This is a genomic window from Halopseudomonas sp. (assembly GCF_038130085.1).
Classification (GTDB): Bacteria; Pseudomonadota; Gammaproteobacteria; order Pseudomonadales; family Pseudomonadaceae; genus Halopseudomonas.
In genome coordinates, this window is the sequence record NZ_JAYPMU010000021.1 from 1 (window position 1) to 26,198 (window position 26,198).

A 26,198-nucleotide genomic window follows, 5' to 3' on the forward strand; every position below is an offset into this window, starting at 1 on the left:
GTCCCAGAAAAACGAAACCCCGCGAAAATGCGGGGTTCGTCAGCAGTCTGAAACCTCCCGAAGGAGGTTTCTTGTCAGTACCTGACAGCCCGTATCAGAAGAACAGACGCTTGAGTTCCTGCCCTGGATTACCGGCGCGCATAAAGGCCTCGCCGACCAAAAAGCCGTAGACCTCATGCGCCAGCATCAGCTCCACGTCGGTGCGATGCAGAATGCCGCTTTCGGTTACCAGCGTCTTGCCCCGCGGAATCTGCGGAATCAGTTCAAGGGTGGTATCCAGCGTCACCTCAAAGGTGTGCAGATTACGGTTATTGATACCGATTAGCGGGGTATCCAGCTTGAGGCCGCGCTCCAGCTCGGCGGCATCGTGCACCTCGACCAGCACATCCAGCCCGTGTTGCTGCGCAGTTGCTGCCAGCTCGCCCATCTGCACATCGTCCAGGCAGGCGGCGATCAGCAGCACGCAGTCAGCACCCAGAGCGCGCGCTTCGACGATCTGATACGGATCGATCATGAAATCCTTACGAATCACCGGCAGCGCACAGGCCGCACGGGACTGCTGCAGGTAATCGTCGTGGCCCTGGAAGAAGTCGACATCGGTCAGCACCGACAGACAGACCGCACCGCCCGTCTCATAGCTGGCAGCGATCTCGGCCGGCTGAAAGTCCTCGCGCAGCACGCCCTTGCTCGGCGAAGCCTTCTTGATCTCGGCAATCACGCCCGGGCGACGCGCCGCCGCGGCATCCTGAATCGCCTTGGCGAAGCCTCGGGTAGGCGACGCAGCGGCCGCCAGCTGCTCCAGCTCGGCCAGGCTACGCTGCTGAAGACGCTCCGCTACTTCCTCGTGCTTGCGCGCGACGATGTTCTGCAAGATGGTCGGCACGCTCATTGTGCTGCTTCCTCCCGGAATACCTCGGTAAAGGCGATGAGTTCGTTGAGTTTTTCCCGCGCCAGCCCTGAGTAAAGCGCATCGGAGGCAAGTTTGACGCCTTCAAGCAGACTGGTCGCGTGATCCGCCGCGTAAAGCGCTGCACCGGCGTTGAGAATGATGATATCGGCGGCCTTTTCACCCGCCTCGGTCTCGCGCTTGCCCAGCGCATCACGGATCAGCTTGAGCGACGCGGCTGCATCCTCGACCGTCAGACCGATCAGCGAGCGGCTCTTGATACCAAGCTCTTCCGGGCTGACGTCGTACTCACGGATTTCGCCGTCTTTCAGCTCGGCGATGTGGCTGGTTGCAGCCAGACTCAGCTCGTCCAGGCCGTCCTTGGAGTGCACCACCAGCACGTGCTCGCTGCCCAAGCGCTTGAGCACCTCGGCAATCGGCCGGCACAGCGCCTGGGTAAACACACCGATGACCTGATGCTTGACCCCAGCGGGGTTTGTCATTGGGCCGAGCATGTTGAAGATGGTACGCATGCCCAGCTCGCGGCGCGGGCCGATGGCGTGCTTCATCGCGCCGTGATGGGCCGGCGCAAACATAAAGCCGACGCCAACGCTTTCCACGCAGCGCGCAACCTGCTCGGGCGTCAGATTGAGATTCACACCCGCAGCCTCCAGCAAATCGGCACTGCCGCTCTTGCCGGATACCGCGCGATTGCCGTGCTTCGCGACCCGGCCGCCAGCGGCAGCAACCACCAATGCGGCAGCGGTAGACACGTTGAAGATATTGGCGCCATCGCCGCCGGTGCCACAGGTGTCGACCAGGCGCTCGGCATTGATATGTACGCCGGAAGCCAGCTCGCGCATGACCATGGCTGCGCCGGTAATTTCGTCGAGAGTTTCACTCTTCATACGCAGGGCAACCAGAAAGCCACCGATCTGCGCGTCGGTGCACTGGCCGGTCATGATCTGACGCATGACGTCCTGCATTTCCTCGGTGGACAGATCCAGCTGATCAACCACCTTGCCGAGGGCTGTCTTGATATCCATTCCGTCTCTCCTTGCTGATCAGCGGCGCATGCCGCCCTGCTGCTTGAGGAAGTTGGCGAGCATTTCGTGTCCCTGTTCGGACAGGATCGACTCGGGATGGAACTGCACACCCTCGATCATGTACTCGCGGTGGCGTACGCCCATGATTTCGTCAACACTGCCGTCCTCGCGCTGGGTCCAGGCGGTCAGCTCCAGGCAATCGGGCAGGGTGTCACGACTGATTACCAGCGAGTGATAGCGAGTCACGGTCAGCGGGTTGTTGAGGCCGGCAAACACGCCCAAACCTTCATGGTAGACCGGACTGGTCTTGCCGTGCATAACCTGACGCGCACGCACCACATCACCGCCGAAGGCCTGACCAATACTCTGGTGGCCGAGGCAGATGCCGAGAATCGGCAGCTTGCCGGCAAAGTGCTTGAGCACCGGCACCGAGACGCCTGCTTCGTTGGGGGTACACGGGCCGGGGGAGACGACAATGCGCTCGGGGTTGAGGGCTTCGATCTCGGCGACAGTCAGCTCGTCGTTGCGCACGACCTTGACGTCTGCACCCAGCTCGCCGAGGTATTGCACCACGTTGTAGGTAAAGGAGTCGTAGTTATCGATCATCAGCAGCATGGCTTTTCTCCTTTACCGGGCCGATTGTTCAGCGAGGGCAATCGCACGGAACATGGCGCGACGCTTGTTGATGGTCTCTTCCCACTCCAGCGCAGGCACCGAGTCGGCCACAATGCCGCCACCGGCCTGCACATGCAGCTCGCCATCCTTGATCACCGCGGTACGAATCGCGATGGCCGTGTCCATGTTGCCATTCCACGCCCAGTAACCGACCGCGCCGCCGTAGACGCCACGCTTGACCGGTTCCAGCTCGTCGATAATTTCCATCGCGCGAATCTTCGGCGCGCCTGAAAGTGTGCCCGCCGGCAAAATAGCGCGCAGCGCGTCCATCGCGGTCAGTTCCGGCTTGAGCTGGCCCTGCACGTTGGAGACGATGTGCATGACGTTGGAATAGCGCTCGATGACCATCTTCTCGGTCACCTTGACCTTGCCGATCTGCGCCACGCGGCCAACGTCATTGCGGCCAAGGTCGATCAGCATCAGGTGCTCGGCGATTTCCTTGGCGTCGGAGAGCAGATCCTGCTCCAGCGCCAGATCGGCCTCCTCGGTCGCACCACGCGGGCGGGTACCGGCAATCGGGCGCACGGTGACTTCACCCTCTTCGACGCGCACCAGCACTTCGGGCGAGCTGCCGACCACGTGGAAGTCACCGAAATTGAAGAAGTACATGTAAGGCGTCGGGTTCTGACTGCGCAGGGCACGGTACAGATCGATCGGCTCGGCCTTGAAATCGATGCTCATGCGCTGGGACGGCACCACCTGCATGCAGTCACCGGCAAGGATGTATTCCTTGATGGTGTCGACTGCCCGCTCGTAGTCTTCGCGGGTGAAACTGGCGCGGTATTCCAAATCAATATCGACCGGCGCGGCCAGATCAATCAGTTTGCGCGCCGGCGTCGGCAGACGCAGCTGCTCCAACAGTTGATCCAGGCGGGCATTGGCCTGTTCGAAGGCATCGTCGGCGCTCGGGTCGGCCAGCACGATGGCGTGCAGCTTGCCGGCAAGGTTATCGAATACGACAACCTCGTCGGACACCATCAGCAGGATGTCCGGCGTGCCCAGCACGTCCGAATTAACTGTCGCTGCCAGACGCGGCTCGACATAGCGCACGCAGTCGTAGCCAAAGTAGCCGACCAACCCGCCATTGAAGCGCGGCAAGCCGGGAATGCTCGGCACCCGGTAACGGGCCTTAAAGGTTTCGACAAAGTCCAGCGGATCGGCACACTCGTGACGCTCCTGCTCGACGCCGTCCACCAGCACGGTCGCAGTATGGCCATCGACGCGCAGCACGGTCCGCGCCGGCAGGCCGATGATGGAATAGCGGCCCCACTTCTCGCCGCCCTGCACCGATTCGAGCAGGTAAGAATAGGCGCCGTCGGCCAGTTTCAGATAGGTGGAAAGCGGAGTTTCAAGGTCGGCCAGCACCTCGCGTACAACGGGTACACGGTTGCAATCCTGGGCAGCCAGGCGAAGGAATTCGTCTCGGGTCATGATCAGCCTCAAAGGCAGGGTAAGTCATACGCAAACAGGGGTGCTCGCACTCGGGAGCGAGCGAGGACAGTTCAGGTACGCCAACGCCAGCGGGCGAGCGCCTTGATAACTCTCATCAGTTTGCGATTGCTGACAAACACGGCTGATCCATCACTGGTGGGGATACCCGAGCAAGCCTATATGAGCGCGTCAAGCGAATCAACCAGCAAATCCGGGTTCTCCGAGGCAATCGGCCGGCCGTGATTGTAGCCGTAGCTGACGGCTACCACCGGCACCCCAGCCGCCTTCGCCGCCAGTACATCGCTGCGCGAGTCCCCCACAAACAGCGCCTGCGGCGCTGACACACCAGCCTGCTGCATGACCCAGTGGAGCGCTGCCGGGTCCGGCTTCTGCACCGGCAGAGTGTCACCACCGACCAGCCAGCGGAAGTAGCCATCGAGCTGTTTTTCGGCCAGCAGCTCCGGCACAAAGCGACTCGGCTTGTTGGTAATCAGCGCCAGCGGTACCTGCTCGGCCACAAGCGAATCGAGCAAGGCGCGGACGCCGGGGTAAACCGTGCTGCGCGAGTGATCGCCGGCGTAAGCCTGAAGAAACAGTTCCAGTGCCTGCTCGGTCTCCGCTTCGCCAATGTGCGCGTGCTCGATATCGCCAGCCAGCGCCCGGCGCACCAACACCCGCGCACCGTTGCCGACCCAGTGGCGGACCTGCTCGACACCCGCCGAGTCACGCCCAAGCTGGCCCAGCATCACATCCACCGCCGCCGCCAGATCCGGCACCGAGTCGATCAGGGTGCCGTCCAGATCAAACATCACCAGCCTGGGCAGCTCGCCAGCGAACAACTCGTGCAACAACGGCATATCAGCGCTTGGCCTGCGCCAGCTCCGCACGCATGGTGTCGATCACGGCCTTGTAGTCCGGCTTGTTGAAGATTGCAGAACCGGCAACAAAGGTATCGGCGCCGGCTTCGGCGATGGCGCGGATGTTCTGTTCGTTGACGCCGCCGTCGATCTCCAGACGAATCTCGCGGCCACTGGCATCGATCAGGGCACGCGCCTCGCGCAGCTTGTCCAGGGTGCCCGGGATGAACTTCTGGCCACCGAAGCCCGGATTCACGCTCATCAGCAGGACCATGTCGACCTTGTCCATCACGTACTTGAGCGCATCCAGCGAGGTCGCCGGATTGAACACCAGCCCAGCCTTGGCGCCACCATCCTTGATCAGCTGCAGCGAGCGGTCGATGTGCTCGGACGCTTCCGGGTGGAAAGTAATGTAGCTGGCGCCGGCCTCGAGGAAGTCACCGATGATGCGATCTACCGGCTTGACCATCAGGTGCACGTCGATCGGCGCGGTAACGCCGTACTTGCGCAGCGCCGAGCAGACCATCGGCCCGATGGTCAGGTTCGGCACGTAGTGGTTATCCATGACATCGAAGTGGACGATGTCGGCACCAGCCGCCAGTACTCGATCAACATCTTCACCCAGACGGGCAAAATCGGCGGACAGAATGGACGGCGCAATGGCGTAATCGAGCATTGGGAGACCTCGGCAGGGGCAGACACGGAAATGCCGGCCAGTTTACCCTATCCGCCGCGGTTATACTCATCAGGACTTCGGACCGAGACGGACCCCATGCGCGCGCCAACCGTTATTGCCCTGCTCTGCCTTTGCAGCATCGCTCACGCCCAGGAACCAGCCGCACCAGCAGCTGACGCGGGCGCAACCGAACGCGCGTCAGCCGTCTCCCGCGATATCCAGTACCAGCAGGCGCTGAAGCGCGAGGCCCCGACCACAGAGCAACGGCAGCTGGCGTTCGCCGGAGAGTCGCAGCTCGGACTCTTTCTGCCAGCCGCCAGACCAGAGCCACTAGGCGGCATCCTGCTGATCGCCGGCCCCGGGGAACACGCCAACTGGCCCGAGCTGATTGGCCCGGCCCGCACCAGCCTGAGCGATGCAGGCTGGCACACCTTGGCAATCAGCCTGCCCGATGCGCCGCCTGCACCAATGATTGACGTCGCACCCGAGCCGGCAGAGCCGACGGCAGCCAGCGAAGCCCCCACCCCCGAGATCGTCCCTGAAGACGAACTACTGGCTGCCAGCGACCAGATTGATGCGCTGCCAGAGGCGCCACCCGAAGCGCGCTACAGCGAGCGGGCAGCAGCCCTGATTCGCGCCGGCTGGCAGGTTCTGGAGGGTGAAGGCGCACAACAGGTACACATTATTGCGCGAGACGAATCCGCTTACTGGGCGCTCGTGGCTGCCAGTACCAGCGCTAAGGACCAGCCCCCGGCAACGCTGATCCTGCAGCAAGTCCGCCAGCCATCGTCATCACCGGAGCCAAGCCTGGACAGCCTGCTTGAGAACAACGAACGCCCGCTACTCGAGATGCTCAACCTTGAAATAACACCTGATCGACAGCTCGCCGCAAGCCACCTTCGCATCGCCCGCCGGACCGGCAATCAGGGCTACCAACAGATGGATCTGGCACCGATGGCTCGATCGGCCCTTGCCGACGACATGCTGGACAAGCGGCTACGCGGCTGGCTGACTCGCCATTATCAACCGCCCCAGCCAGAGGTCACGCCGTAGACCGTCAGCGAAAACCGCGATGACGCCGCAGCGTCTCGTAGGCCTGCTGAATCTGCCGAATGCGTTCGCCCGCCCCACTCTGCTGCGCCGCGCTGACGCCACGGGCAGCCAGCTTGTCCGGATGATGCAGACTGAGTTGACGGCGGTAGGCACGTTTTATCACTTCAGGCGAATCACTGAGACTGACCTTTAGCAAGCTCGCCGCCTGCTGCAGCCGGTCCTCCTGCGCCACCGCCGCACGGTTTGCCCGACCCTGACTACGGTGTTGGTGCCGCCGATGCATTCGCTGCTGCTCGGCTTGCCCCAACCCGGCGACCTTTGACCAGCCCGCCAACAGCTCCCGAACCTCATCACTCAGACGCCCCGGCAGTACACCCATCCGCCAGCAGCTATCCATCAGCTCAGCAGCGCGCCCCGGCTCGCGCCGGCACAGCTCACGCACCACCTTGATGAGATCACCACCTTGCTTACCTTCATTGAAATCGTGCATCGCCTGCAGCCTGGCGTCGCCTTCCAGCCGATACTGCTGCATCAGATCCCGCGCCAGCTGCAGGTGCCCTTGCGTCACTCGGCCGCTAGCCTTGGCCAGCCGCCCCATGCACAGAAACAGCACGCGTTCAAAGCTGTTACCAGCACCGCGCAGCTGTGCCAGCCGATCAGGCAGATCTCGCCAATGACGCAGTTGCCAGTGGCGATCCAGCGCATGCCCGACAACAGCGCCCAGCACGGCGCCGGGCACGGCGCCACCAAGCCCGCCCACCAGCGCGCCCAAGACGGTTACCGGCCAGAGCATCGATCAGCCCCTCGCCACGCGGTCAGCATCGGCCAGCCGCTCCGGCGTACCAACATCAATCCAGATCCCACGATAGTGTTCCCCGCTAACGCGCCCCTGATCCGCAGCCACACGCAGCAGCGGTGCCAAGGCAAATGCGCCCGCTGACTGCCCTGCCAGCAGCTCAGGATGCAATACCGCAATACCGCTATAAGTCAGCCCGGGCGCGCCTGCGGCGGGATTACTGACCATCCCGCCGGCCAGCACAAAATCGCCGCCAGGGTTATGGGCAGGGTTATCGATCAATACCAAATGCGCGAGCATGCCTTCCGGCAGCGCCAGCTGAGCGAAATCGTAGCGGGTCCAGACATCACCATTGACCAGAACAAAAGGCGCATCGCCCAGCAGCGGCAAGGCCTTGCGGATACCGCCTCCGGTCTCCAGTGGCTCGCCTTCGGCAGACCAGCGAATGCGCACACCAAAGCGCTCGCCATCTTCAAAATAGCGCTCGATCTGCTCCCCGAGCCAGGCGTGATTGATCACCAGCTCACTCACCCCTGCGGCCAGCAGCGCTTCAATATGCCACTGCAGTAGCGGTTTGCCGGCGACCGGCAGCAACGGTTTGGGGGTATGCAGGGTCAGCGGGCGCATCCGCTCACCCTTGCCGGCGGCCAGCACCATCGCCCTCATCATGCGGCCAGCCCCAGACTGTCGAGCAAGGCGCTCAGCGGCGCCAACCGCTGATCAGCGGCGCAGGCGTCGCGCAGGTAGCGAACAAAGCGCGGCGCATCTTTCAGATAATGCGGCTTGCCGTCGCGGTGACAGATACGGGCAAAGATGCCCAATACCTTGAGATGACGCTGCACGCCCATCAGCCGCGCCTGGGCAAGAAAGATATCCAGGTCATTTGGTACCGGCACTCCGGCGGCAAGTGCCTGCTGCCAATAGTGCGTAAGCCATTGCCTGCGCTCAGCGACCGGCCAGCTGTAGAAGGCATCGGCGAACAATGAGGTGACGTCGTAGCTGACCGGCCCGTAGAGCGCGTCCTGAAAGTCGAGCACGCCCGGCTCACCCTCGGCGGTCATCAGGTTGCGTGGCATATAGTCCCGATGAACAAATACCTTGGCCTCGCCAAGATTGCTGTCGAGCAGCAATGTCTGCACCTGATCCCAAAGCAACTGCTCTTCAGCGGAGAAGCTGCGCCCAAGCTGACGCGCCACATACCAGTCCGGGAACAACGCCAGTTCGCGGCGCAGCACGGCCTCATCGTAGTCAGGCAACACATTGGGCCGACTGGCGAGTTGCCAGCGAATCAGACTGGAGATTGCGCCGGCAAACATGCGCTCCAGCTCGTCCGGCGCCACCCCTTGCTCTATGGTCTGCAAGTAAGTTTTCGCGCCCATGTCCTCCAGCAGCAGAAAGCCTTGAGCGAGACCCTCGGCAAACAAGCGTGGCACGCGTACTCCCGCGTCCTGCAGCAACCGGGTAATGCGTACAAAGGGTTCGCTATTCTCGTGTTCGGGCGGCGCATCCATGATGATCAGGCTGCGGTCGCCCGACTGCCAGCGAAAATAGCGGCGAAAGCTCGCATCAGCACTCGCGGGTGCCAGCTCGCCGGAGGGCAGATCATCCCAGCCAAGCGCCGCGGCAGCCTGCGGCAAAGCCTGATCCAGCCAAAGTTGCATCTGTTGCTGTCGTGAATCCATCGTGCTCCCACTTGTGCGTCATCACCACCAGCCAGCCGGATAGCGGCCCAATGGCATTAATTCTGCCCATTCCTAGATCAGGCATCGCGTGATGCTTTATTATCCGTTATCTTGCTCGACTGACACAGCATGCAGATTGCATTCTCCTCGCACAAGGCGTCGCGAGCACGCACCGACTGGAAGCCCGGACAATTACATAATGGCCTACCGTACTCCTCCCTTTCGCTCCTCCTTTCCGATGTTGCTGGCCAGCTCTCTGCTGCTGGTGCAGCCGCTGAGTTCAGTAGCAGCCAACCAGGTTCAGTGCCGCCCCGCCGGCAATAGCTGGTCCTGCGAGCCGCTGCAACCCAGGGGCGAATTGCCGCCCAGACCGCCCCGTCAGGCGCCGGCCCCAGCGCCGGTCACCGACAGTGTGGTCAAGGCAGCCGAAACGGCGGCACCGCTGAGTGTCGGCCGCGCCAGCGCCAGCACTGACTTCAGTCGTCTGGACTGGGTACCGCGGGAGCAACTGAGCAGCGAGCAACAGGCGGCCATCGCCCCCTACTGCGGCGGCGCCTATGTAGAGCCCGAGCGCAGTGGCCGCGACGACTCCACCCCGTTTGACCAGTTGCCCGTTTACGCGTCGGCGGACTCCAGCCGTTTCGAGCAAGGCAACCAGACCGGCGTCCTGCAGGGTGATGTATTGCTGCGCCAGGGTCGCCTGCAAGCGCGGGCCGACCAGGCCAGCTTTGACCAGGCCAACGCTCAGGCGGTGCTCCAGGGCAACGTCCGTCTGCGTGATCAGGGCGTACTGGTGCTCGGTAACCAGGCATCCATGCGGATCGACAACGGTGAAACGCGCATTGACGGCGTCGAGTACGTCGTTCACGACGCCGGAGCACGCGGTACCGCAGAAAAGCTGATGCGCCGTGACGACGCTGTCATCGTCATCAGCGACGGCAGCTATACCACTTGCGAGCCGGGCGAGAACACCTGGTCGCTGCACGGCAAGGACATCGAGCTGGATCGCGAGACCGGCTGGGGCGAAGCCAAGCACGTTACCCTGCGGGTGAAAGACGTACCGGTGTTCTACACCCCGTACATGTACTTCCCGATCGACGACCGCCGCCAGACCGGCCTGCTGACCCCGTCGTTCAGCTACTCGTCCGATAACGGCACCGAGATCGAGACGCCTTACTACTTCAATATCGCGCCCAACTACGACGCCACCCTGTACCCGCGCTACCTGTCCGAACGCGGCCTGCAGATGGAAGGCGACTTCCGCTATCTGAAGGAAGACAACGCAGGCACCCTGACCGCCGCGTTCCTGAATGACAGCGAATACGGCGAGAACCGCTGGCTGTACGGCTGGCAACACGAAGGCGGCCTGCAAAGTCGCTGGAGCACTGAGGTCGACTACACCGACATCAGCGACCCGTTCTACTTCCAGGACCTAGACACCGCACTCGAAGCGCGTGCCGGCACTTACGTCAACCAGCGTGCTGGTGTCACTTACCGCGGCGACGGCTGGCGTTTCCAGGCCGCTGTACACGGCTACGAACTAGCGACCATCACCTCAGTCACCCCCTACGAACGCTTGCCTCAGCTGCGTCTCGACGGTGCCAACTGGCTCGGTGACACCGGCCTGCGCTTTGGCTACAACGCCGAGTACGCGTATTTTGATCGCAACCTGGGCAGCGGCGTCCTGACCGGCAAAGACGGCATCCAACTCGACAGCCTCGGCCAACCGATCCTGACTGCCGACGAGAGCCTCGTCGGCCTGCAGCGCGCCACCGGCCACCGCGTAGTCGTCAGCCCGAGCCTGAGCTACCCGTGGCGCAACAGCTGGGCGTTCATCACGCCGAAAGTGCGTACTCAAAGCACTTATTACGATCTGGACTTTGACTCCCGCGCCGACGGCTTCAACTACGCAGGGGCCAACAACACCCCCTCCAGCACCATTCCGGTCGCCAGCCTGGACGCCGGCCTGTACTTCGACCGCTCCACCAGCTGGTTTGGACGCAACCTGCGCCAGACCCTGGAGCCACGCGCATTCTACCTGTACGCCGCGGACGAGGACCAGGACGACCAACCGCTGTTCGACACTAACCAGAACACCTTCAGCTACAGCTCGCTGTTCCGCGACAACCGCTTCAGCGGCAACGACCGCGTCGCCGACGCCAACCAACTGTCGCTGGGCCTGACCAGCCGCGCGCTGGAAGCCAACGGCAAAGAACGCGCCCGCGCCAGCTTCGGTCAGGTGTTCTACTTCCGTGATCGCAACGTACAGTTGCTGGAAACCGACGGTATCGCCCGTGAGGCGGAGAAGTCCTCGTCTTCGGCCTACGCCGCCGAAGCCATGTATCAGGTCAGCGATGCCTGGCGCGTGAACGCCGACGTGATCTGGGATCCGGACGACAGCACCAGCGACGCAGGCAGCGTGTTCGCCCACTATCAGCCAGAGCCACGCAAGGTGCTGAATATGGGCTATCGCTACCGCAATAACATCAACACCTACAGTGCCCTGACCGGCACCTTCCAGCGTGACCCGGACAGCCGTATCGATCAGTCCGACCTGTCCTTCATGTGGCCGCTGAACCCGCAGTGGAGCCTGATCGGCCGCTGGCAGCATGATTTCGCAGAAGATCGAACCCTCGAAGCCTTTGGAGGTCTCGAGTACGACAGCTGCTGCTGGAAGCTGCGCGTCGTCAACCGGTACTGGGTTGACTACAACGAGTTTGAATCCGTCGCCAACGATGACGCCAATCGCGGCATCTTCCTGCAAATTGTCCTCAAAGGGCTCGGCAGCGTAAGCGGCAACGAGGTAGACAGCCTCCTCGATGATGGTATTCCCGGTTATAGAGAGCGTGAAGATAATGCATTCTAAGTTGATTACGGCCCTTAGCCTGTGCGCAGGCATTTTCCTCAGCAGCGCCGCGCAGGCCGCCGTAGAACCGCTGGATCGCGTCGCCGCGATTGTCGACAACGACGTGGTGATGGCCAGCCAGGTAAACGAACGCATGGCCTCTGTACGCCAGCAGTTTGCCCAAAACGACACTCCCGCCCCGACTGACAGCGAGCTGCGCTCGCAAGTGCTTGATCGCCTGATTCTGGAAAGCATCCAGCTGCAGATGGGCGAGCGTGCCGGCATCACCATTGACGATGCGTCACTTGACCAGGCCGTGCAGCAGATCGCGGCCCGCAACGGCGTTACCCTGGACCAGTTCCGTGCCGCCCTGACCCGGGATGGCATCAACTTCAACCAGGTGCGCGAGCAGATCCGCCGCGAGATGATCATCAACCGGGTGCGCCAGCGCCGGGTTCGCGACAACATCCAGGTGACCGATCAGGAAGTACGCAACTTCCTTAACTCGGAGGTCGGCAAGTATCAGACCTCGGCCGATTACCGCCTGGCAATGATCGTGTTGCCGCTGGCCGAGAGTGCCAGTCCGAGCGAGGTAGAGAAAGTTGGCCGCGCCGCCAATGACATCTATCGCCAGCTCCAGACCGGCGCCGACTTCAACACTCTGGCCGCCAGCCGCTCGGCAGGCGATACCGCACTGGAAGGTGGCGAACTGGGCTGGCGCAAGGCCGCACAGCTGCCCCCGCCCTTTGCCCGCGCCGTTGACGCTCTGGACATCGGCGGCGTAACCCAGCCGATGCGCTCACCCGCAGGTATCCACATTCTGAAGCTGCTGGACCGTCGTGGTGGCGAAGGTCAGATGGTCGAGGAATTCCACGTCCGTCATATCCTGATCAAGCCAAGCGAAATCCGCAGCGAGGGCGAAGCCGCCCAACTGACCCAGCGGATCTATGACCGCATCAAGGCCGGTGAGTCCTTTGCCGCACTGGCCAAAGCCTATTCGGAAGACCCGGGCACCGCTCTGAACGGCGGCGATCTGGATTGGGTTACCCCTGAGGCCATGACGCCCGAGTTCGGCGAGGTGATGACCACTACGCCGGAGAACACCCTGTCCCGTCCGTTCCAGACCCAATTCGGCTGGCACATCCTGGAAATCCTCGGCACCCGCAGCGTCGACATGACCGACGAGATGCGCGAGCAGCAAGCGATCAACCTGATCCGTAGCCGCAAGTATGAGGAAGAGCTACAGACCTGGCTGCTGCAGATCCGCGACGAGGCCTACGTCGAGATCAAGAACGGGTGAGCACTGCGCGCCTTGCCATAACCGCCGGTGAGCCGGCGGGTATTGGCCCCGATCTATGCCTGATGCTGGCGCAGCGCCCATCGCCCTGCGAGCGGGTCGTCATCGCCGACCCGCAACTTCTGCGTGATCGCGCCCAACAGCTCGGCCTGACGGTCGAGCTGTTGCCGTTTGACCCGGACGCGCTGCCTGTCGCGCAGGCCGCCGGCCAGCTTCACGTTTTGCCCGTAGCACTCGGCGCACCGTGCACACCGGGCGAGCTGAGCGCAGCTAACGCCGCCTATGTGCTGGAAACCCTGCGCCTGGCAGGCGCAGGCGCCATCAAGGGGTTGTTTGACGCAATCGTGACCGCGCCGGTGCACAAGGGCATCATCAACGAAGCGGGCGTGCCGTTTTCTGGCCACACCGAATTCTTTGCCGAGCAGACCGCGACCGAACAGGTAGTGATGATGCTCGCCTGCCCAGGACTGCGCGTTGCGCTGGCCACCACCCACCTGCCACTGCGGCAGGTTGCCGATGCCATTACCGGCCCGTTGATCGAGCGCGTCGTGCGCATCCTGCACAACGATCTGGTGACCAAATTCGGCTTGAGCGACCCACGTATTCTGGTCTGCGGCCTGAATCCGCATGCCGGTGAAGATGGCCATCTGGGCCGTGAAGAACTCGACGTCATCATCCCTGCGCTGGAACGCCTGCGCAGCGAAGGCATTGAGCTGATCGGCCCACTGCCGGCCGATACCCTGTTTACCCCCAAGCATCTAGAGCAGGCCGACGCGGTGCTGGCCATGTATCACGATCAGGGGCTGCCGGTGCTCAAGCACAAGGGCTTTGGCAACGCCGTCAACATTACTCTGGGCATGCCGATCATCCGCACCTCGGTTGATCACGGCACCGCCCTGGACCTGGCCGGGACGGGCCAGGCCAACCCGGGCAGCCTGCAGGTCGCCCTCGATACCGCCATCCAGATGATCAACGCCCGGAGGGCTGTATGAGTCAATTTCCCCAACACAAGGCGCGCAAGCGCTTTGGTCAGAACTTCCTGCACGACGCTGGCGTCATCGACCGGATCATTAGCTCGATCCGTCCGCGCGAGACTGATCACCTGGTCGAAATCGGCCCGGGTCAGGGCGCCATCACCTCAGGTCTCCTGGCCAGCGGCGCGCGCCTTGACGTGGTCGAACTGGACAAGGACCTGCACCCGATTCTGATGGGCCAGTTCGGCTTCCTTGACCGCTTCCGCCTGCACAAGGGCGACGCGCTCAAGTTCAACTTCCGGGATCTGGTCGCTGACGGCGAGAAACTGCGCGTGGTCGGCAACCTGCCGTACAACATTTCTACGCCGTTGATGTTCCACCTGCTGGAGCAGTCGGACTGTATCGAAGACATGCACTTCATGCTGCAGAAGGAAGTAGTGCAGCGGCTGGCGGCGACCGCCGGCATGAACCACTACGGCCGCCTCGGCATCATGGTCCAGTACCATTGCCGGGTTGAGCACCTGTTTGACGTCGGCCCCGGCGCCTTCAACCCCGCGCCCAAGGTCGACTCGGCCATCGTCCGCCTGATTCCACACGCCACCATGCCGCATCCGGCCGATGATGTGGACGTGCTCGAGATCCTGGTCCGCGACGCCTTCAACCAGCGCCGCAAGACCCTGCGCAACACCCTCAAGTCACTGCTGAGCGCGGAAGAGATCGAAGCCGAAGGCATTGATCCGGGCACTCGCCCGGAGCAGGTCGATCTGGCCGGTTTCGTGCGCCTGGCGAACAGCCTGACCCGCAAGCGGGCAGGTAACGCATGAGCGTCGAGCAGCGATATGCCGTCGAGGTGACGGTGCAGACCCGCTACCTGCCGGAGCAATCCGACCCGCAGAAGAAGCGCTTTGCCTTTGCCTATACCATCAGCATCCGCAACCAGGGCTCGGTGGCTGCGCAGTTGCTGCATCGCCACTGGCTGATCACCGATGGCAATAACAAGCAGCAACGTGTCGATGGCCCGGGCGTGGTGGGCGAGCAACCGCTGATCGAGCCCGGTAACGAGCACACCTATACCAGCGGCTGCATGCTGGAGACTCCGGTAGGCACCATGGAAGGCAGCTACGACATGCGCGCCAGCGATGGCCACAGTTTTAGCGCCAGCATTCCGCGCTTCCGTCTGGCACAACCCAACGCACTGAACTGATCGACTCGTACGCCCATGACCATCTACGCCGTTGGCGACATCCAGGGCTGCCTCAAGCCGCTCCAATGCCTGCTCAGCGAGGTAGGTTTCAACCCGTCAAAGGACGTACTCTGGTCCGTCGGCGACATGGTTAACCGCGGCCCCGACTCGCTGGGCACCCTGCGCTTTCTCAAGCAGCTCGATAACGCCTGTGTCGCCGTTCTGGGCAACCACGACCTGCATCTGCTGGCCGCCAGCCGCAGCGGCAGTCGCCTGCGCAAGTCAGACACCCTCAAACCACTGCTCAAGGCCGACGACCGTTTTGCCCTGCTCGACTGGCTGCGCGAACGCCCGCTTGCCCATCTGGATGCCGAGCTAGGCTACGTCATGACTCATGCCGGTATTCCACCGATCTGGACCGTGCAACAGACCATGGAACTGGCCGCCGAGGTGGAAACCATCCTGCGCTGCGACAAACGTCTGCCAGACTATCTGGATGAGATGTATGGCAACGAGCCGGCGCGCTGGAAGCCCAACCTGAAGGGCATTGACCGGCTGCGTGCGATCACCAATTATCTGACCCGAATGCGCTTCTGCAAACCGGACGGTACGCTGGAATTCAAGTCCAAGGAAGGCCTGGATACCACCCCGAAGGGCTTTGCCCCCTGGTTCCGCTACCCACGACAGGATGCGGATATCCAGATCCTGTTCGGCCACTGGGCGGCAATCGAAGGCCGCACCGGCGCACAGGGCGTGCATGCGCTGGACACCGGCTGTGTCTGGGGCGGTCGCATGACCCTGATGAACCTGGATACCCACGAGCTGCACTACTGCGACTGCGCGACCTGAGAGGAACCAGCATGAGCGATTTCAAACGCATCGACCCGCAAACCGCCAGCCAGCTGATCGCGAACAACGCCCAACTGGTCGACATCCGCGACCCGCAGAGCTTCGAGTTCGGTCATATCCCTGGCGCCATCCGCCTGGACAATGACAACCTCGCCGACTTCGTCGCCAACGCCGACCAGCAAGCGCCGCTGATCGTCTGCTGCTACCACGGCAACTCCAGCCAAGGCGCCGCCGCCTATCTGGCCAGCATCGGCTTCGCCGACGCCTACAGTCTGGATGGTGGCTTTGACCTGTGGCGCCAGACCTACCCTGATCAGGTTAGCGCCGACTAACTCGCGCAAAAAATTATTCCCCCTGCAGGCCGCACCAGACGCGGCCTCACACTTCTGCAACAAAATTCCGCTCCAAATCTTCTGTTGCACTGCGTATTTGCAACTATCCTGAGGTCAGGCGAATCAAAAAAGAGAACGTCGGTCTGCCGGCTTCCGATAAACACGGGAGCCTGCCGGATCCACCGTCCGACCCGTCACCGATTGGTCGCCCGGCGCCTCCGACAGACTCCTGGCCACGCCCGCAGTTGCGTTTTGGGGGATTCACGCATCAGGAAATGCCGTCGCCCGGTAAAGCGCGTCATGTGGGCTGCTGCCCGGAAGCGCCAGACCTCATATCTGGTAACAGCGAGGTCGTGTCATGAGCATATTCAGTCATTTCCAGAACCGCTTTGAAGCCACTCGGCAAGAGGAGTACAGCCTTCAGGAATACCTAGAGCTCTGCAAGACTGACCCAACTGCCTACGCCACCGCCGCCGAGCGCCTGTTGATGGCTATCGGCAAACCCGAACTGGTCGACACCTCGCTTGACCCTCGCCTGTCACGCATATTTTCCAACAAGGTCATCAAACGCTACCCCGCCTTCGCCGATTTTCATGGCATGGAAGACGCCATCGAGCACATCGTCTCCTTCTTCAAACATGCCGCCCAGGGGCTGGAAGAGCGCAAACAGATTCTCTACCTGCTCGGCCCGGTTGGTGGCGGCAAATCCTCGTTGGCAGAGAAGCTCAAGGAATTGATGCAGCAGGTACCGTTCTATGCGATTAAGGGCTCGCCGGTGTTTGAATCACCACTCGGGCTGTTCAACGCCACCGAGGATGGCGCCATTCTCGAAGAAGACTTCGGCATCCCGCGGCGCTACCTCAACAGCATCATTTCGCCCTGGGCAGTGAAACGCCTGCACGAATACAACGGCGACATTTCCCAGTTCCGTGTGGTCAAGCTTTACCCCTCGGTACTGCAACAGATTGCCGTCGCCAAGACCGAGCCCGGCGACGAGAACAACCAGGACATTTCCTCGCTGGTCGGCAAGGTCGATATCCGCAAGCTGGAAGAATTCCCGCAGAACGACCCTGATGCGTACAGCTACTCCGGCGGCCTGTGCCGCGCCAACCAGGGCTTGCTCGAATTCGTCGAGATGTTCAAGGCCCCGATCAAGGTACTGCACCCGCTGCTGACTGCTACCCAGGAAGGCAACTACAACAGCACCGAAGGCATGGGGGCGATCCCGTTCAACGGCGTCATTCTGGCCCACTCCAACGAGTCCGAATGGCACAGCTTCCGTAACAACAAGAACAATGAGGCGTTCATCGACCGCATCTACATCGTCAAGGTGCCCTATTGCCTGCGCGTCAGCGATGAGATTCAGATCTACGAGAAGCTGTTGACCAACAGCTCATTGGCCGCCGCACACTGCGCACCCGATACCCTGAAGATGCTGGCCCAATTCACCGTCCTCTCGCGGCTGAAAGAGCCGGAAAACTCCAACGTCTACTCGAAGATGCGCATCTACGACGGCGAGAATCTCAAGGACACCGACCCCAAGGCCAAGTCGATTCAGGAGTACCGCGACTCAGCGGGTGTCGACGAGGGCATGAACGGCCTGTCGACCCGCTTCGCCTTCAAGATCCTCTCCAAGGTCTTCAATTTCGACACCACCGAAGTTGCCGCCAACCCGGTGCACCTGCTCTACGTACTGGAGCAGCAGATCGAACAGGAGCAGTTCCCCAACGAAGTGAGCGAGCGCTACCTGCGCTTCCTGAAAGAGTATTTGGCTCCGCGCTACGTCGAGTTCATCGGCAAGGAAATCCAGACCGCCTATCTGGAGTCCTACAGCGAATACGGCCAGAACATCTTCGACCGCTACGTGCTGTACGCCGACTTCTGGATTCAAGATCAGGAGTACCGCGACCCGGAAACCGGCGAGATTCTCAACCGCGCCTCGCTCAACGAGGAACTGGAGAAGATCGAGAAGCCGGCCGGCATCAGCAACCCGAAGGACTTCCGCAACGAGATCGTCAACTTCGTGCTCCGCGCACGCGCGCAGAACAACGGCAAGAACCCAAGCTGGCTGTCCTACGAGAAGCTGCGTGTGGTGATCGAGAAGAAGATGTTCTCCAACACCGAGGATCTGCTGCCGGTCATCAGCTTCAACGCCAAGGCCTCGACCGAGGATCAGAAAAAGCACAACGACTTCGTACACCGCATGGTCGAACGCGGCTACACCGAGAAGCAGGTGCGCCTGCTGTCGGAGTGGTACCTGCGGGTGCGCAAGGCGCAGTAACGCGAGACCCGCGCCGAGGCGTCACGGCAGCGCCTCGGCATGCAGCCGCAACCAGGGCAGAGCATCGCCGGCGCGTCGCCTGAAAGCAGCCGACCGCTGGCCCCGGAGGGGCCTGAATGAGCTATGTGATTGACCGCCGTCTGAACGGCAAGAATAAAAGCACCGTGAACCGCCAGCGGTTCCTGCGGCGCTACAAATCACACATCAAGAAGGCGGTAGAGGAAGCCGTCGGCCGCCGCTCGATCACCGATATCGAACACGGCGAAAGCATCAGCATCCCCAACCGCGACATCGACGAACCCATCTTTCATCACGGCAAAGGCGGCCGCCAGACGCAGGTCCATCCCGGCAATCGCGAGTTCGCCACCGGCGACCGCATTGCCCGGCCACAAGGCGGGGGCGGTGGTCAGGGCGGCAGTCAGGCTGGCGACAGCGGCGAAGGCATGGATGAGTTCGTCTTCCAGATCACCCAGGATGAGTTCCTCGACTTCATGTTCGAGGATTTGGCACTGCCCAATCTGATCAAGCGCCAGCTGACCGGTACCGACACCTTCAAACCGGTACGCGCCGGCATCAGCCAGCAGGGCAACCCTTCGAGAATCAATATCGTGCGATCCATGCGCGCCGCTCAGGCCCGCCGCATCGCCCTCGGCGGAGGTAGCCGCAGGCGCCTGCGCGAGGCGCGCGCGGAGCTGGAACAACTCAAACTTGAGCACCCGGATGACATATCCGCCATCCAGCAGTTGCAGGAGGAAATTTCAGCGCTGCGCACCCGTATCGAGCGCATCCCGTTCCTCGACACCTTCGACCTGCGCTACAACCTGATCGTCAAACAACCCACGCCCTCATCCAAAGCCGTGATGTTCTGTCTGATGGACGTGTCCGGCTCCATGACCCAGGCGACCAAGGACCTGGCCAAGCGCTTTTACATTTTGCTCTACCTGTTCCTGCGCCGTAACTACGAACGCATCGAGGTGGTGTTCATCCGCCACCACACCAGCGCCAAGGAAGTCGACGAAGAGGAGTTCTTCTACTCACGGGAAACCGGCGGCACGATCGTTTCCAGCGCCCTGCGCCTGATGCAGCAGATCATCGAGGAACGCTATCCGCCGGGCGAGTGGAATCTGTATTGCGCGCAGGCGTCCGACGGTGACAACTGGAACGACGACTCGCCAATCTGCCGCGACCTGCTGGTACGCCAGATCATGCCGGCGATGCAGTACTACTGCTACGTCGAGATCACCCCGCGCGAGCACCAGACCCTCTGGCACGAGTACGAAGCGGTCGCCGAGCACTTTGCCGACAGTTTCGCCCAGCAGCAGATTGTCGACGCCGGCGATATCTACCCGGTGTTCCGCAAGCTGTTCCAGAAGAGGATGGCGACATGAGCCGCACCCCCATATCCACCGGTTCGGAGTGGACCTTCGAGCTGATCCGCGAGTACGACCAGGAGATCGGCCGTATCGCCCATGAGGTCTACGGCCTGGACACCTACCCCAATCAGATCGAAGTCATCACCGCCGAGCAGATGATGGACGCCTACGCTTCGGTCGGCATGCCGCTGGGCTATCACCATTGGTCCTACGGCAAACATTTTCTCGCCACCGAGAAGGGCTACCGCCGTGGCCACATGGGACTGGCCTACGAGATTGTCATCAACTCCGACCCTTGCATCGCCTACCTGATGGAAGAAAACACCATGTGCATGCAGGCACTGGTGATCGCCCATGCCAGCTATGGCCATAACTCGTTCTTCAAGGGTAACTACCTGTTCCGCAGCTGGACCGACGCCAGCGCCATCATCGACTATCTGGTGTTTGCCAAGCAGTACATCAGCGAGTGTGAAGACCGCCACGGCATCGACGCAGTCGAGGATCTGCTTGATTCCTGCCATGCCCTCATGAACTACGGCGTCGACCGCTACAAGCGCCCCTACCCCATCTCCGCAGCAGAGGAACGGCAACGCCAGCAGGAGCGCGAGGAACACCTGCAACGTCAGGTCAACGAGCTATGGCGCACCATTCCGGTCAATCCACACAACGCCCATGACGAACAGGAACTGCCCCGCTACCCGAGCGAGCCGCAGGAGAACCTGCTGTATTTCATCGAGAAGAACGCCCCGCTGCTCGAGCCCTGGCAACGGGAAGTGGTGCGCATCGTGCGCAAGATTGCACAGTACTTCTACCCCCAGCGCCAGACCCAGGTGATGAACGAGGGCTGGGCGACCTTCTGGCACTACACCCTGCTCAACCACCTGTATGACGAAGGCAAGGTCACCGACGGCTTCATGATGGAATTCCTGCAGTCGCACACCAGCGTGGTCTACCAGCCACCGTTCGACAGCAACTGGTACAGCGGCATCAACCCCTATGCGCTGGGCTTTGCCATGATGCAAGATATCCGTCGCATCTGCGAAGACCCGACCGAGGAAGATCGCCGCTGGTTCCCCGACATTGCCGGCAGTGACTGGCTGGAAACCCTCAAGTTCGCCATGCGCACCTTCAAAGACGAAAGCTTTATCCTGCAGTACCTGTCGCCCAAGGTGATCCGCGACTTCAAGCTGTTCGCCATCGTCGACGACGAAGCCGACGACCACCTGGAGGTGGCCGCCATTCACGACGACAGCGGCTACCGCGCGGTACGTGAGTTGCTGGCAGCGCAGTACAACCTCGGCAACCGCGAACCGAACATTCAGGTCTGGTCGGTGGATCGCCGCGGCGACCGCTCGCTGACCCTGCGCCACCAGCGCCATCAGGGCAAACCGCTCGGCGAGTCGACCGACGAGATGCTCCGCCACCTGCACCGGCTGTGGGGCTTCGACATTCATCTGGAAAGTGTCGACGGCAGCAAGGTAGTGGCCGAAGTCCATATCCCGCCACGTCCGAAGGTCGAGGAAGACCGGCTGCCACGCTTCGATTTGAATATCCCGCCAATCTGAGCCGTCGTCAGGCCGCGGACTTGCGAGCCGCGGCCTGACGGGGCAAGCTTGCCGCTTCAACCACCCCTGCCAACGAGCCACCATGCCCGCGAGTTACTCTACCTACCTGGTCGGCGGCGCCGTCCGCGATAAACTGCTTGGTTTACCGGTATTCGACCGTGATTGGGTTGTGGTCGGCGCCACGCCAGAGCAGTTGCAGCAGGAAGGTTTCCGCCCAGTCGGTCAGGACTTTCCGGTATTTCTGCACCCGACCTCGGGCGAGGAATACGCGCTGGCTCGTACCGAGCGCAAGAGCGGCGTTGGCTACGGCGGCTTTGTCTTTCATACCAGCCCGGATGTCACCCTGGAACAGGACCTGATTCGCCGGGACCTCACGGTCAATGCCATGGCACAGGGTGCCGACGGTGAGATCATCGACCCCTACGGCGGCCAGCGGGATCTGCAGGCGAGACTTTTACGCCACGTCTCCCCAGCCTTTGCCGAAGACCCGCTGCGGGTGCTGCGGGTCGCGCGCTTTGCCGCCCGATACGCCAGCCTTGGCTTCCGCGTGGCCGATGAAACCATGACACTGATGCGCCAGCTGAGCGAGTCGGGCGAACTACGGAGTCTGACCGCAGAGCGCAGCTGGATGGAGATCAGCCGTGCCTTGATGGAGCCGAGCCCGGAGGTATTTATTCAGGTACTGCGTGACTGCGGCGCGCTGGCCGAGTTGCTGCCGGAAGTCGACGCGCTGTTTGGTGTCCCGCAGCCGGAAGCTCACCACCCGGAGATCGACACCGGTATCCACGTACTGCAGGTGCTGCAGATCGCCGCCCGCGACCAGTTGCCATTACCCGCTCGCTGGGCCTGTCTGCTGCACGACCTGGGGAAGGGGCTGACTCGCCCGGAGCACTGGCCAAAGCACCACGGCCATGAAACCAGCGGACTAAAAGCGGTGAAAGCCGTTAACCAGCGCTGCAAGGCTCCGCGGGACTGTCAGGAGTTGGCTTTGCTGGCGTGCGAGTATCACACCCACTGCCACCGCGCGCTTGAGCTGCGGCCGCAGACCCTGCTCAAGCTGTTCAAGGCGCTGGATATCTACCGTCGCGGCGAACGCTTCGAGCAATTTCTGGCAGTGTGTGTAGCCGATGCTCAAGGTCGCACCGGGTTTGAGTCTCGACCTTACCCTCAGGCGGACTACCTGCGCGGCGCGGCACAGGCCGCGCGCTCGGTCGATATTCAACCGTTGCTGGAGAAGGGCCTGCAGGGTGCAGAGATGGGCCGCGCACTCGAGCAGGCGCGGCAGGAAGCTCTGAGCGACTATAAAGCTTCGCGTGGCTGATACTCGGCGAGCAGCTCCGCTGACGTCAGGGCACAGTCACGCCAGTTGAAGGCAACCGGCCATAGCGCCTGACTGCCCTGCCAACCCCGCCACAGTTGGGCGAACGTCTGCTCGCTGCCAGGCAGCCTGTCCTGCGGAGCAGTCAGCGCCAGCGGCCAAAGCACAAAGGCGTTACGTGTCACCTCTGGGCGCGGCAAGGTGATGCCATCGTGCACACCGGTCAAGTCGCCGTAGCAAAGCACGTCGATATCCAGCGTGATACGCCCGGGTTGCGGCGACTCACGGCGGCCGCACGCCGCTTCAATCGCCTTCAGCGCCGCATTCAGATCCACCAGCGCCAGACGCGTCTCAACGGCGACCACCATGTTGTAGAAGCGCTTGCCGAGCACCCCGACCGCGTCGCTTTCAAACACCGGCGACAGCCGCAACTCGCCGCACAACTCCGCCAGCGCATCCAGCCCACGCTGCAGGTGATACTCGCGTTCGGTATTGGTGCCGACACCCAGATAGACGGTGGTCACGCGGGCTTAACCCCTCGCTCAATCAGCACCCCTACCCCGCCAGCCGCAGCCGGGACAGCACCCGGCTTGGTAACACACAGGCGCAACCAGGGAATGGAGAACTCGCTCATCAGCAAACTGGCCAGCTGTTCAGCTAACGTCTCAACCAGCAGGAAGCGGCTCTGCTCGACAAAGCTCTGAACTCGCTCGCTGATCGCCGCGTAGTTCAGGGTGTGCTCAAGCGCGTCGTTTGCAGCCGCCGGACGGATGTCCCAGCCCATATCGAGATCGAACACCAGCCGTTGCTTGATGGTGCGTTCCCAGTCGTAGACACCGATGACGGCATCTACTGCTAACCCTTTGATAAAAACCTGATCCACAGGCTGCTCCCGTGTCGACTACAATCAAACGTCATTTTGCCCGGGGTCCGCTGCATGCATACCCAGTTTCTACTCTGGCTGGCCATCGCCTACCTGCTCGGCTCGGTATCCTTCGCCGTGCTGATCAGCCGCCTGCGCCACCTGCCGGACCCGCGCAAACTGGGCTCCGGCAACCCCGGCGCCAGCAACATGCTGCGCCTGGGTAACCGCTCTCTAGCGCTGGCCACCCTGGCCGGCGATCTCGGTAAGGGCGCGCTGGCCGTAGCACTGGCGCGTTATGCCGACCTGTCCCTTGTTCAACAGGGCTGGATCGGCCTCGCCGCCGTATGCGGCCACATCCTGCCCATCTTCCACCGCCTGCAGGGTGGCAAGGGCGTTGCCACCGCAGCAGGCGTCATGCTGGTGCTCTGCTGGCCGGCAGCGCTTATTGCTGCGCTTGCCTGGGGGCTGACCTTCTACTGGCAACGAATCGCCTCGTTGGCGTCGTTGCTGGCCAGCCTGACGCTGCCACCTGCCCTTGCCTGGATTGCGCCGACCCTGCTGCTTCCGGTCACCCTCATGGTGCTACTGATCTTGTTGCGTCACCGCTTGAATATTGGCCGCTTGCTGGCAGGCGTGGAAAACCGCTTCAGGCCTTGAGCGCAATAGGTGGCAGCTGTTCCATCGGCCAGCGCGCGCGTGTTTCGATACCGCCTTCGTCCTGCTGACCAGCCAGCAAACGCTGGCAACCGGCGTAGGCGATCATCGCACCGTTGTCGGTGCAGTAGGCCGGGCGCGCATAAAACACATTGCCCTTCAACTCGGCGGTCATGCTCTCCAGCTGTTGACGCAAGCGACGGTTGGCGCTGACGCCGCCGGCAATGACCAGCCGCTTCAGTCCGGTCTGCTTCAGAGCGCGGCGACATTTGATGGTCAGCGTCTCAACTACCGCTGTTTCAAATCCCAGAGCGATATCGGCCAGCGTCTGCTGATCAGGTTGACCTTGCTGTGAGCAAGCCTGCCAGGCAGTCAGCACCGCGGTTTTCAAACCACTGAAGCTGAAAGTCAGGCCGGGGCGGTCAGTCATCGGGCGGGGGAATACAAAAATGCCGGGGCGCCCCTGCTCAGCCAGCTTGGCGATTTCAGGGCCGCCCGGATACGGCAGCCCCATGAGCTTGGCGGTCTTGTCGAAGGCTTCCCCTGCGGCGTCGTCCAGTGACTCGCCCAGCAGCTCGTATTCGCCGATGCCATCAACGCGTACCAACTGGGTATGCCCACCGGACACCAGCAAGGCGACGAACGGAAACTCGGGCGGATTTTCTTCAAGGCAGGGCGCCAGCAAATGTCCTTCCATATGATGCACGCCCAAAGCGGGAACGCCCCAGGCAAAGGCCAGAGCCCGGGCGCACGCCCCGCCGACCAGCAGCGCACCGACCAGGCCGGGGCCCGCCGTATAGGCCACCGCATCGACCTCACCCGGCTGCAAGCCGGCCTTGGCGAACACTTCGCGCATCAGTGGTACCATGCGCTTGACGTGGTCACGCGACGCCAACTCAGGCACCACCCCACCGTAAACACGGTGCAGATCGATCTGACTGAACAACGCGTCCGCCAGCAGGCCTCGCTCGCTGTCATACAGCGCGATGCCGGTTTCGTCGCAGGAAGTTTCAATACCCAGAACGCGCATGCTTGGCCCTATGCCTCGAATTACATGAATGTCATCTGCCGCGCATGATAATCAGCCGGGCGCCCACAGGCCAGTTTTTTACCTTTATGGGCGTCATAGGCTTTGCTTTTTGCAAATTAAGGCGGTAACATCCGCGTCCCTTGAAATGCAATCGCCGCAGGCAACTATTGCCTACGGACATGACTACCAACGTTTGAGAAAGGTACGAAATGCCTGCCGTCAAAGTTAAAGAGAACGAACCCTTCGACGTGGCCCTGCGTCGTTTCAAACGCTCCTGCGAAAAAGCCGGTGTTCTGGCTGAAGTCCGTCGTCGCGAGTTTTACGAGAAGCCGACTACCGAGCGCAAGCGCAAGGCTGCTGCCGCTGTAAAGCGTCACGCCAAGAAAGTTCAGCGCGAACAGCGTCGTCGCGAGCGCCTGTACTGAGTTCCGACACTCAGCTCTGATCGGGCCTGACCACAGGCCCACCGATGCGGCGTACGCGCTCGCATCAGCAGACTGAACAGCACTGGAACACGCATCTTTCCGGCC

Annotated in this window: 26 protein-coding genes; 14 read left to right on the forward strand and 12 right to left on the reverse strand. The window is 62.0% G+C overall.

Annotation, left to right across the window (positions count from 1 at the left end; translation table 11 throughout):
- Positions 1–94: 94 nt before the first annotated feature.
- The 6 genes from trpC to rpe form a co-directional block, all read right to left on the reverse strand.
- Complete coding sequence (gene trpC, locus AAFM31_RS14130) at positions 95–889, reverse strand: indole-3-glycerol phosphate synthase TrpC (protein WP_341708572.1); 795 nt, start codon at positions 887–889, stop codon at positions 95–97.
- Positions 886–1,932, reverse strand: a complete 1,047-nt coding sequence (gene trpD, locus AAFM31_RS14135; RefSeq protein WP_341708573.1) for an anthranilate phosphoribosyltransferase — start codon at positions 1,930–1,932, stop codon at positions 886–888. Before trpD ends, trpC begins: the two co-directional genes overlap by 4 nt.
- Positions 1,933–1,950: 18 nt before the next feature.
- A complete protein-coding gene (locus AAFM31_RS14140) occupies positions 1,951–2,547 on the reverse strand; it encodes an aminodeoxychorismate/anthranilate synthase component II (RefSeq protein WP_341708574.1) in 597 nt (198 codons plus the stop codon).
- Positions 2,548–2,559: 12 nt separating this feature from the next.
- The gene (gene trpE / locus AAFM31_RS14145; protein WP_341708575.1) at positions 2,560–4,038 is read right to left on the reverse strand and encodes an anthranilate synthase component I; all 1,479 of its coding nucleotides are present in this window, start codon (positions 4,036–4,038) and stop codon (positions 2,560–2,562) included.
- Positions 4,039–4,214: 176 nt separating this feature from the next.
- The gene (locus AAFM31_RS14150) at positions 4,215–4,895 is read right to left on the reverse strand and encodes a phosphoglycolate phosphatase (protein WP_341708576.1); all 681 of its coding nucleotides are present in this window, start codon (positions 4,893–4,895) and stop codon (positions 4,215–4,217) included.
- 1 nt (position 4,896) lies between these two features.
- Positions 4,897–5,571 (reverse strand): ribulose-phosphate 3-epimerase, encoded by a 675-nt coding sequence (rpe, locus tag AAFM31_RS14155; protein ID WP_341708577.1) that lies wholly within the window; start codon positions 5,569–5,571, stop codon positions 4,897–4,899.
- 96 nt (positions 5,572–5,667) lie between these two features.
- Here rpe and AAFM31_RS14160 point away from each other — a divergent pair, with 96 nt between their 5' ends.
- The gene (locus tag AAFM31_RS14160; protein WP_341708578.1) at positions 5,668–6,624 is read left to right on the forward strand and encodes a DUF3530 family protein; all 957 of its coding nucleotides are present in this window, start codon (positions 5,668–5,670) and stop codon (positions 6,622–6,624) included.
- 4 nt (positions 6,625–6,628) lie between these two features.
- Here AAFM31_RS14160 and AAFM31_RS14165 read toward each other — a convergent pair whose 3' ends face one another.
- Genes AAFM31_RS14165 through AAFM31_RS14175 form a run of 3 tightly spaced genes read right to left on the reverse strand, consistent with a single transcriptional unit; the run spans position 6,629 to position 9,102 of the window.
- Positions 6,629–7,417, reverse strand: a complete 789-nt coding sequence (locus AAFM31_RS14165) for a DnaJ domain-containing protein (RefSeq protein WP_341708579.1) — start codon at positions 7,415–7,417, stop codon at positions 6,629–6,631.
- 3 nt (positions 7,418–7,420) lie between these two features.
- Entirely contained in the window at positions 7,421–8,086 is a 666-nt protein-coding gene (gene murU, locus AAFM31_RS14170; protein WP_341708620.1) for an N-acetylmuramate alpha-1-phosphate uridylyltransferase MurU, read from the reverse strand.
- Complete coding sequence (locus AAFM31_RS14175; protein WP_341708580.1) at positions 8,086–9,102, reverse strand: phosphotransferase; 1,017 nt, start codon at positions 9,100–9,102, stop codon at positions 8,086–8,088. The genes murU and AAFM31_RS14175 overlap by 1 nt, the downstream gene beginning before the upstream one ends.
- A 199-nt stretch (positions 9,103–9,301) precedes the next feature.
- Here AAFM31_RS14175 and AAFM31_RS14180 point away from each other — a divergent pair, with 199 nt between their 5' ends.
- From AAFM31_RS14180 to AAFM31_RS14230, 11 genes are all read left to right on the forward strand, one after another.
- Positions 9,302–11,968 carry an LPS-assembly protein LptD gene (locus AAFM31_RS14180; protein ID WP_341708581.1) on the forward strand — a complete coding sequence of 889 codons (2,667 nt, stop codon included), beginning with the start codon at positions 9,302–9,304 and terminating at the stop codon, positions 11,966–11,968.
- Positions 11,958–13,247 (forward strand): peptidylprolyl isomerase, encoded by a 1,290-nt coding sequence (locus tag AAFM31_RS14185; protein WP_341708582.1) that lies wholly within the window; start codon positions 11,958–11,960, stop codon positions 13,245–13,247. The genes AAFM31_RS14180 and AAFM31_RS14185 overlap by 11 nt, the downstream gene beginning before the upstream one ends.
- On the forward strand, positions 13,244–14,236 hold the full coding sequence (gene pdxA / locus AAFM31_RS14190; protein WP_341708583.1) for a 4-hydroxythreonine-4-phosphate dehydrogenase PdxA: 993 nt from the start codon (positions 13,244–13,246) through the stop codon (positions 14,234–14,236). Before AAFM31_RS14185 ends, pdxA begins: the two co-directional genes overlap by 4 nt.
- Entirely contained in the window at positions 14,233–15,042 is an 810-nt protein-coding gene (gene rsmA / locus AAFM31_RS14195) for a 16S rRNA (adenine(1518)-N(6)/adenine(1519)-N(6))-dimethyltransferase RsmA (protein ID WP_341708584.1), read from the forward strand. Before pdxA ends, rsmA begins: the two co-directional genes overlap by 4 nt.
- Complete coding sequence (apaG, locus tag AAFM31_RS14200; protein ID WP_341708585.1) at positions 15,039–15,422, forward strand: Co2+/Mg2+ efflux protein ApaG; 384 nt, start codon at positions 15,039–15,041, stop codon at positions 15,420–15,422. The genes rsmA and apaG overlap by 4 nt, the downstream gene beginning before the upstream one ends.
- Positions 15,423–15,437: 15 nt before the next feature.
- The gene (locus tag AAFM31_RS14205; protein ID WP_341708586.1) at positions 15,438–16,250 is read left to right on the forward strand and encodes a symmetrical bis(5'-nucleosyl)-tetraphosphatase; all 813 of its coding nucleotides are present in this window, start codon (positions 15,438–15,440) and stop codon (positions 16,248–16,250) included.
- Between the two features lie 11 nt (positions 16,251–16,261).
- Positions 16,262–16,582, forward strand: coding sequence for a thiosulfate sulfurtransferase GlpE (glpE, locus tag AAFM31_RS14210; protein ID WP_341708587.1), 321 nt, complete (start codon positions 16,262–16,264; stop codon positions 16,580–16,582).
- A 358-nt stretch (positions 16,583–16,940) separates the two neighbouring features.
- Complete coding sequence (locus tag AAFM31_RS14215; RefSeq protein ID WP_341708588.1) at positions 16,941–18,863, forward strand: PrkA family serine protein kinase; 1,923 nt, start codon at positions 16,941–16,943, stop codon at positions 18,861–18,863.
- Positions 18,864–18,979: 116 nt separating this feature from the next.
- Positions 18,980–20,251: a YeaH/YhbH family protein gene (locus AAFM31_RS14220; protein WP_341708589.1), complete on the forward strand. Its 1,272-nt coding sequence runs from the start codon at positions 18,980–18,982 to the stop codon at positions 20,249–20,251.
- The gene (locus AAFM31_RS14225) at positions 20,248–21,801 is read left to right on the forward strand and encodes a SpoVR family protein (RefSeq protein ID WP_341708590.1); all 1,554 of its coding nucleotides are present in this window, start codon (positions 20,248–20,250) and stop codon (positions 21,799–21,801) included. The genes AAFM31_RS14220 and AAFM31_RS14225 overlap by 4 nt, the downstream gene beginning before the upstream one ends.
- Positions 21,802–21,883: 82 nt before the next feature.
- A complete protein-coding gene (locus tag AAFM31_RS14230; protein WP_341708591.1) occupies positions 21,884–23,122 on the forward strand; it encodes a multifunctional CCA addition/repair protein in 1,239 nt (412 codons plus the stop codon).
- Here AAFM31_RS14230 and folK read toward each other — a convergent pair.
- Both folK and folB read right to left on the reverse strand, forming a co-directional pair.
- Positions 23,101–23,643, reverse strand: a complete 543-nt coding sequence (folK, locus tag AAFM31_RS14235) for a 2-amino-4-hydroxy-6-hydroxymethyldihydropteridine diphosphokinase (protein ID WP_341708592.1) — start codon at positions 23,641–23,643, stop codon at positions 23,101–23,103. The genes AAFM31_RS14230 and folK overlap by 22 nt on opposite strands.
- Positions 23,640–24,002: a dihydroneopterin aldolase gene (gene folB / locus AAFM31_RS14240; RefSeq protein ID WP_341708593.1), complete on the reverse strand. Its 363-nt coding sequence runs from the start codon at positions 24,000–24,002 to the stop codon at positions 23,640–23,642. Before folB ends, folK begins: the two co-directional genes overlap by 4 nt.
- Before the next feature lie 54 nt (positions 24,003–24,056).
- Here folB and plsY point away from each other — a divergent pair, with 54 nt between their 5' ends.
- Positions 24,057–24,641, forward strand: a complete 585-nt coding sequence (gene plsY, locus AAFM31_RS14245) for a glycerol-3-phosphate 1-O-acyltransferase PlsY (protein ID WP_341708594.1) — start codon at positions 24,057–24,059, stop codon at positions 24,639–24,641.
- On the opposite strand, the gene tsaD is transcribed toward plsY, so the two are convergent.
- Entirely contained in the window at positions 24,631–25,668 is a 1,038-nt protein-coding gene (gene tsaD, locus AAFM31_RS14250; RefSeq protein WP_341708595.1) for a tRNA (adenosine(37)-N6)-threonylcarbamoyltransferase complex transferase subunit TsaD, read from the reverse strand. The two genes, plsY and tsaD, sit on opposite strands and share 11 nt — an antisense overlap.
- Before the next feature lie 209 nt (positions 25,669–25,877).
- Here tsaD and rpsU point away from each other — a divergent pair, with 209 nt between their 5' ends.
- Complete coding sequence (gene rpsU / locus AAFM31_RS14255) at positions 25,878–26,093, forward strand: 30S ribosomal protein S21 (protein ID WP_088274353.1); 216 nt, start codon at positions 25,878–25,880, stop codon at positions 26,091–26,093.
- Positions 26,094–26,198 lie beyond the last annotated feature (105 nt).

What these genes read in the sequence shown, in the direction of transcription:
- AAFM31_RS14230 (WP_341708591.1), top strand. Translation starts at nt 21,884, where the DNA reads ATGCCCGCGAGTTACTCTACCTACCTGGTCGGCGGCGCCGTCCGCGAT.
- tsaD (WP_341708595.1), bottom strand. Translation starts at nt 25,668, where the DNA reads ATGCGCGTTCTGGGTATTGAAACTTCCTGCGACGAAACCGGCATCGCG.
- murU (WP_341708620.1), bottom strand. Translation starts at nt 8,086, where the DNA reads ATGAGGGCGATGGTGCTGGCCGCCGGCAAGGGTGAGCGGATGCGCCCG.
- AAFM31_RS14165 (WP_341708579.1), bottom strand. Translation starts at nt 7,417, where the DNA reads ATGCTCTGGCCGGTAACCGTCTTGGGCGCGCTGGTGGGCGGGCTTGGT.
- AAFM31_RS14185 (WP_341708582.1), top strand. Translation starts at nt 11,958, where the DNA reads ATGCATTCTAAGTTGATTACGGCCCTTAGCCTGTGCGCAGGCATTTTC.
- AAFM31_RS14175 (WP_341708580.1), bottom strand. Translation starts at nt 9,102, where the DNA reads ATGGATTCACGACAGCAACAGATGCAACTTTGGCTGGATCAGGCTTTG.
- rsmA (WP_341708584.1), top strand. Translation starts at nt 14,233, where the DNA reads ATGAGTCAATTTCCCCAACACAAGGCGCGCAAGCGCTTTGGTCAGAAC.
- AAFM31_RS14140 (WP_341708574.1), bottom strand. Translation starts at nt 2,547, where the DNA reads ATGCTGCTGATGATCGATAACTACGACTCCTTTACCTACAACGTGGTG.
- AAFM31_RS14180 (WP_341708581.1), top strand. Translation starts at nt 9,302, where the DNA reads ATGGCCTACCGTACTCCTCCCTTTCGCTCCTCCTTTCCGATGTTGCTG.
- plsY (WP_341708594.1), top strand. Translation starts at nt 24,057, where the DNA reads ATGCATACCCAGTTTCTACTCTGGCTGGCCATCGCCTACCTGCTCGGC.
- rpe (WP_341708577.1), bottom strand. Translation starts at nt 5,571, where the DNA reads ATGCTCGATTACGCCATTGCGCCGTCCATTCTGTCCGCCGATTTTGCC.
- trpD (WP_341708573.1), bottom strand. Translation starts at nt 1,932, where the DNA reads ATGGATATCAAGACAGCCCTCGGCAAGGTGGTTGATCAGCTGGATCTG.
- apaG (WP_341708585.1), top strand. Translation starts at nt 15,039, where the DNA reads ATGAGCGTCGAGCAGCGATATGCCGTCGAGGTGACGGTGCAGACCCGC.
- AAFM31_RS14215 (WP_341708588.1), top strand. Translation starts at nt 16,941, where the DNA reads ATGAGCATATTCAGTCATTTCCAGAACCGCTTTGAAGCCACTCGGCAA.
- glpE (WP_341708587.1), top strand. Translation starts at nt 16,262, where the DNA reads ATGAGCGATTTCAAACGCATCGACCCGCAAACCGCCAGCCAGCTGATC.
- AAFM31_RS14160 (WP_341708578.1), top strand. Translation starts at nt 5,668, where the DNA reads ATGCGCGCGCCAACCGTTATTGCCCTGCTCTGCCTTTGCAGCATCGCT.
- trpC (WP_341708572.1), bottom strand. Translation starts at nt 889, where the DNA reads ATGAGCGTGCCGACCATCTTGCAGAACATCGTCGCGCGCAAGCACGAG.
- AAFM31_RS14225 (WP_341708590.1), top strand. Translation starts at nt 20,248, where the DNA reads ATGAGCCGCACCCCCATATCCACCGGTTCGGAGTGGACCTTCGAGCTG.
- AAFM31_RS14150 (WP_341708576.1), bottom strand. Translation starts at nt 4,895, where the DNA reads ATGCCGTTGTTGCACGAGTTGTTCGCTGGCGAGCTGCCCAGGCTGGTG.
- AAFM31_RS14220 (WP_341708589.1), top strand. Translation starts at nt 18,980, where the DNA reads ATGAGCTATGTGATTGACCGCCGTCTGAACGGCAAGAATAAAAGCACC.
- rpsU (WP_088274353.1), top strand. Translation starts at nt 25,878, where the DNA reads ATGCCTGCCGTCAAAGTTAAAGAGAACGAACCCTTCGACGTGGCCCTG.
- AAFM31_RS14205 (WP_341708586.1), top strand. Translation starts at nt 15,438, where the DNA reads ATGACCATCTACGCCGTTGGCGACATCCAGGGCTGCCTCAAGCCGCTC.
- trpE (WP_341708575.1), bottom strand. Translation starts at nt 4,038, where the DNA reads ATGACCCGAGACGAATTCCTTCGCCTGGCTGCCCAGGATTGCAACCGT.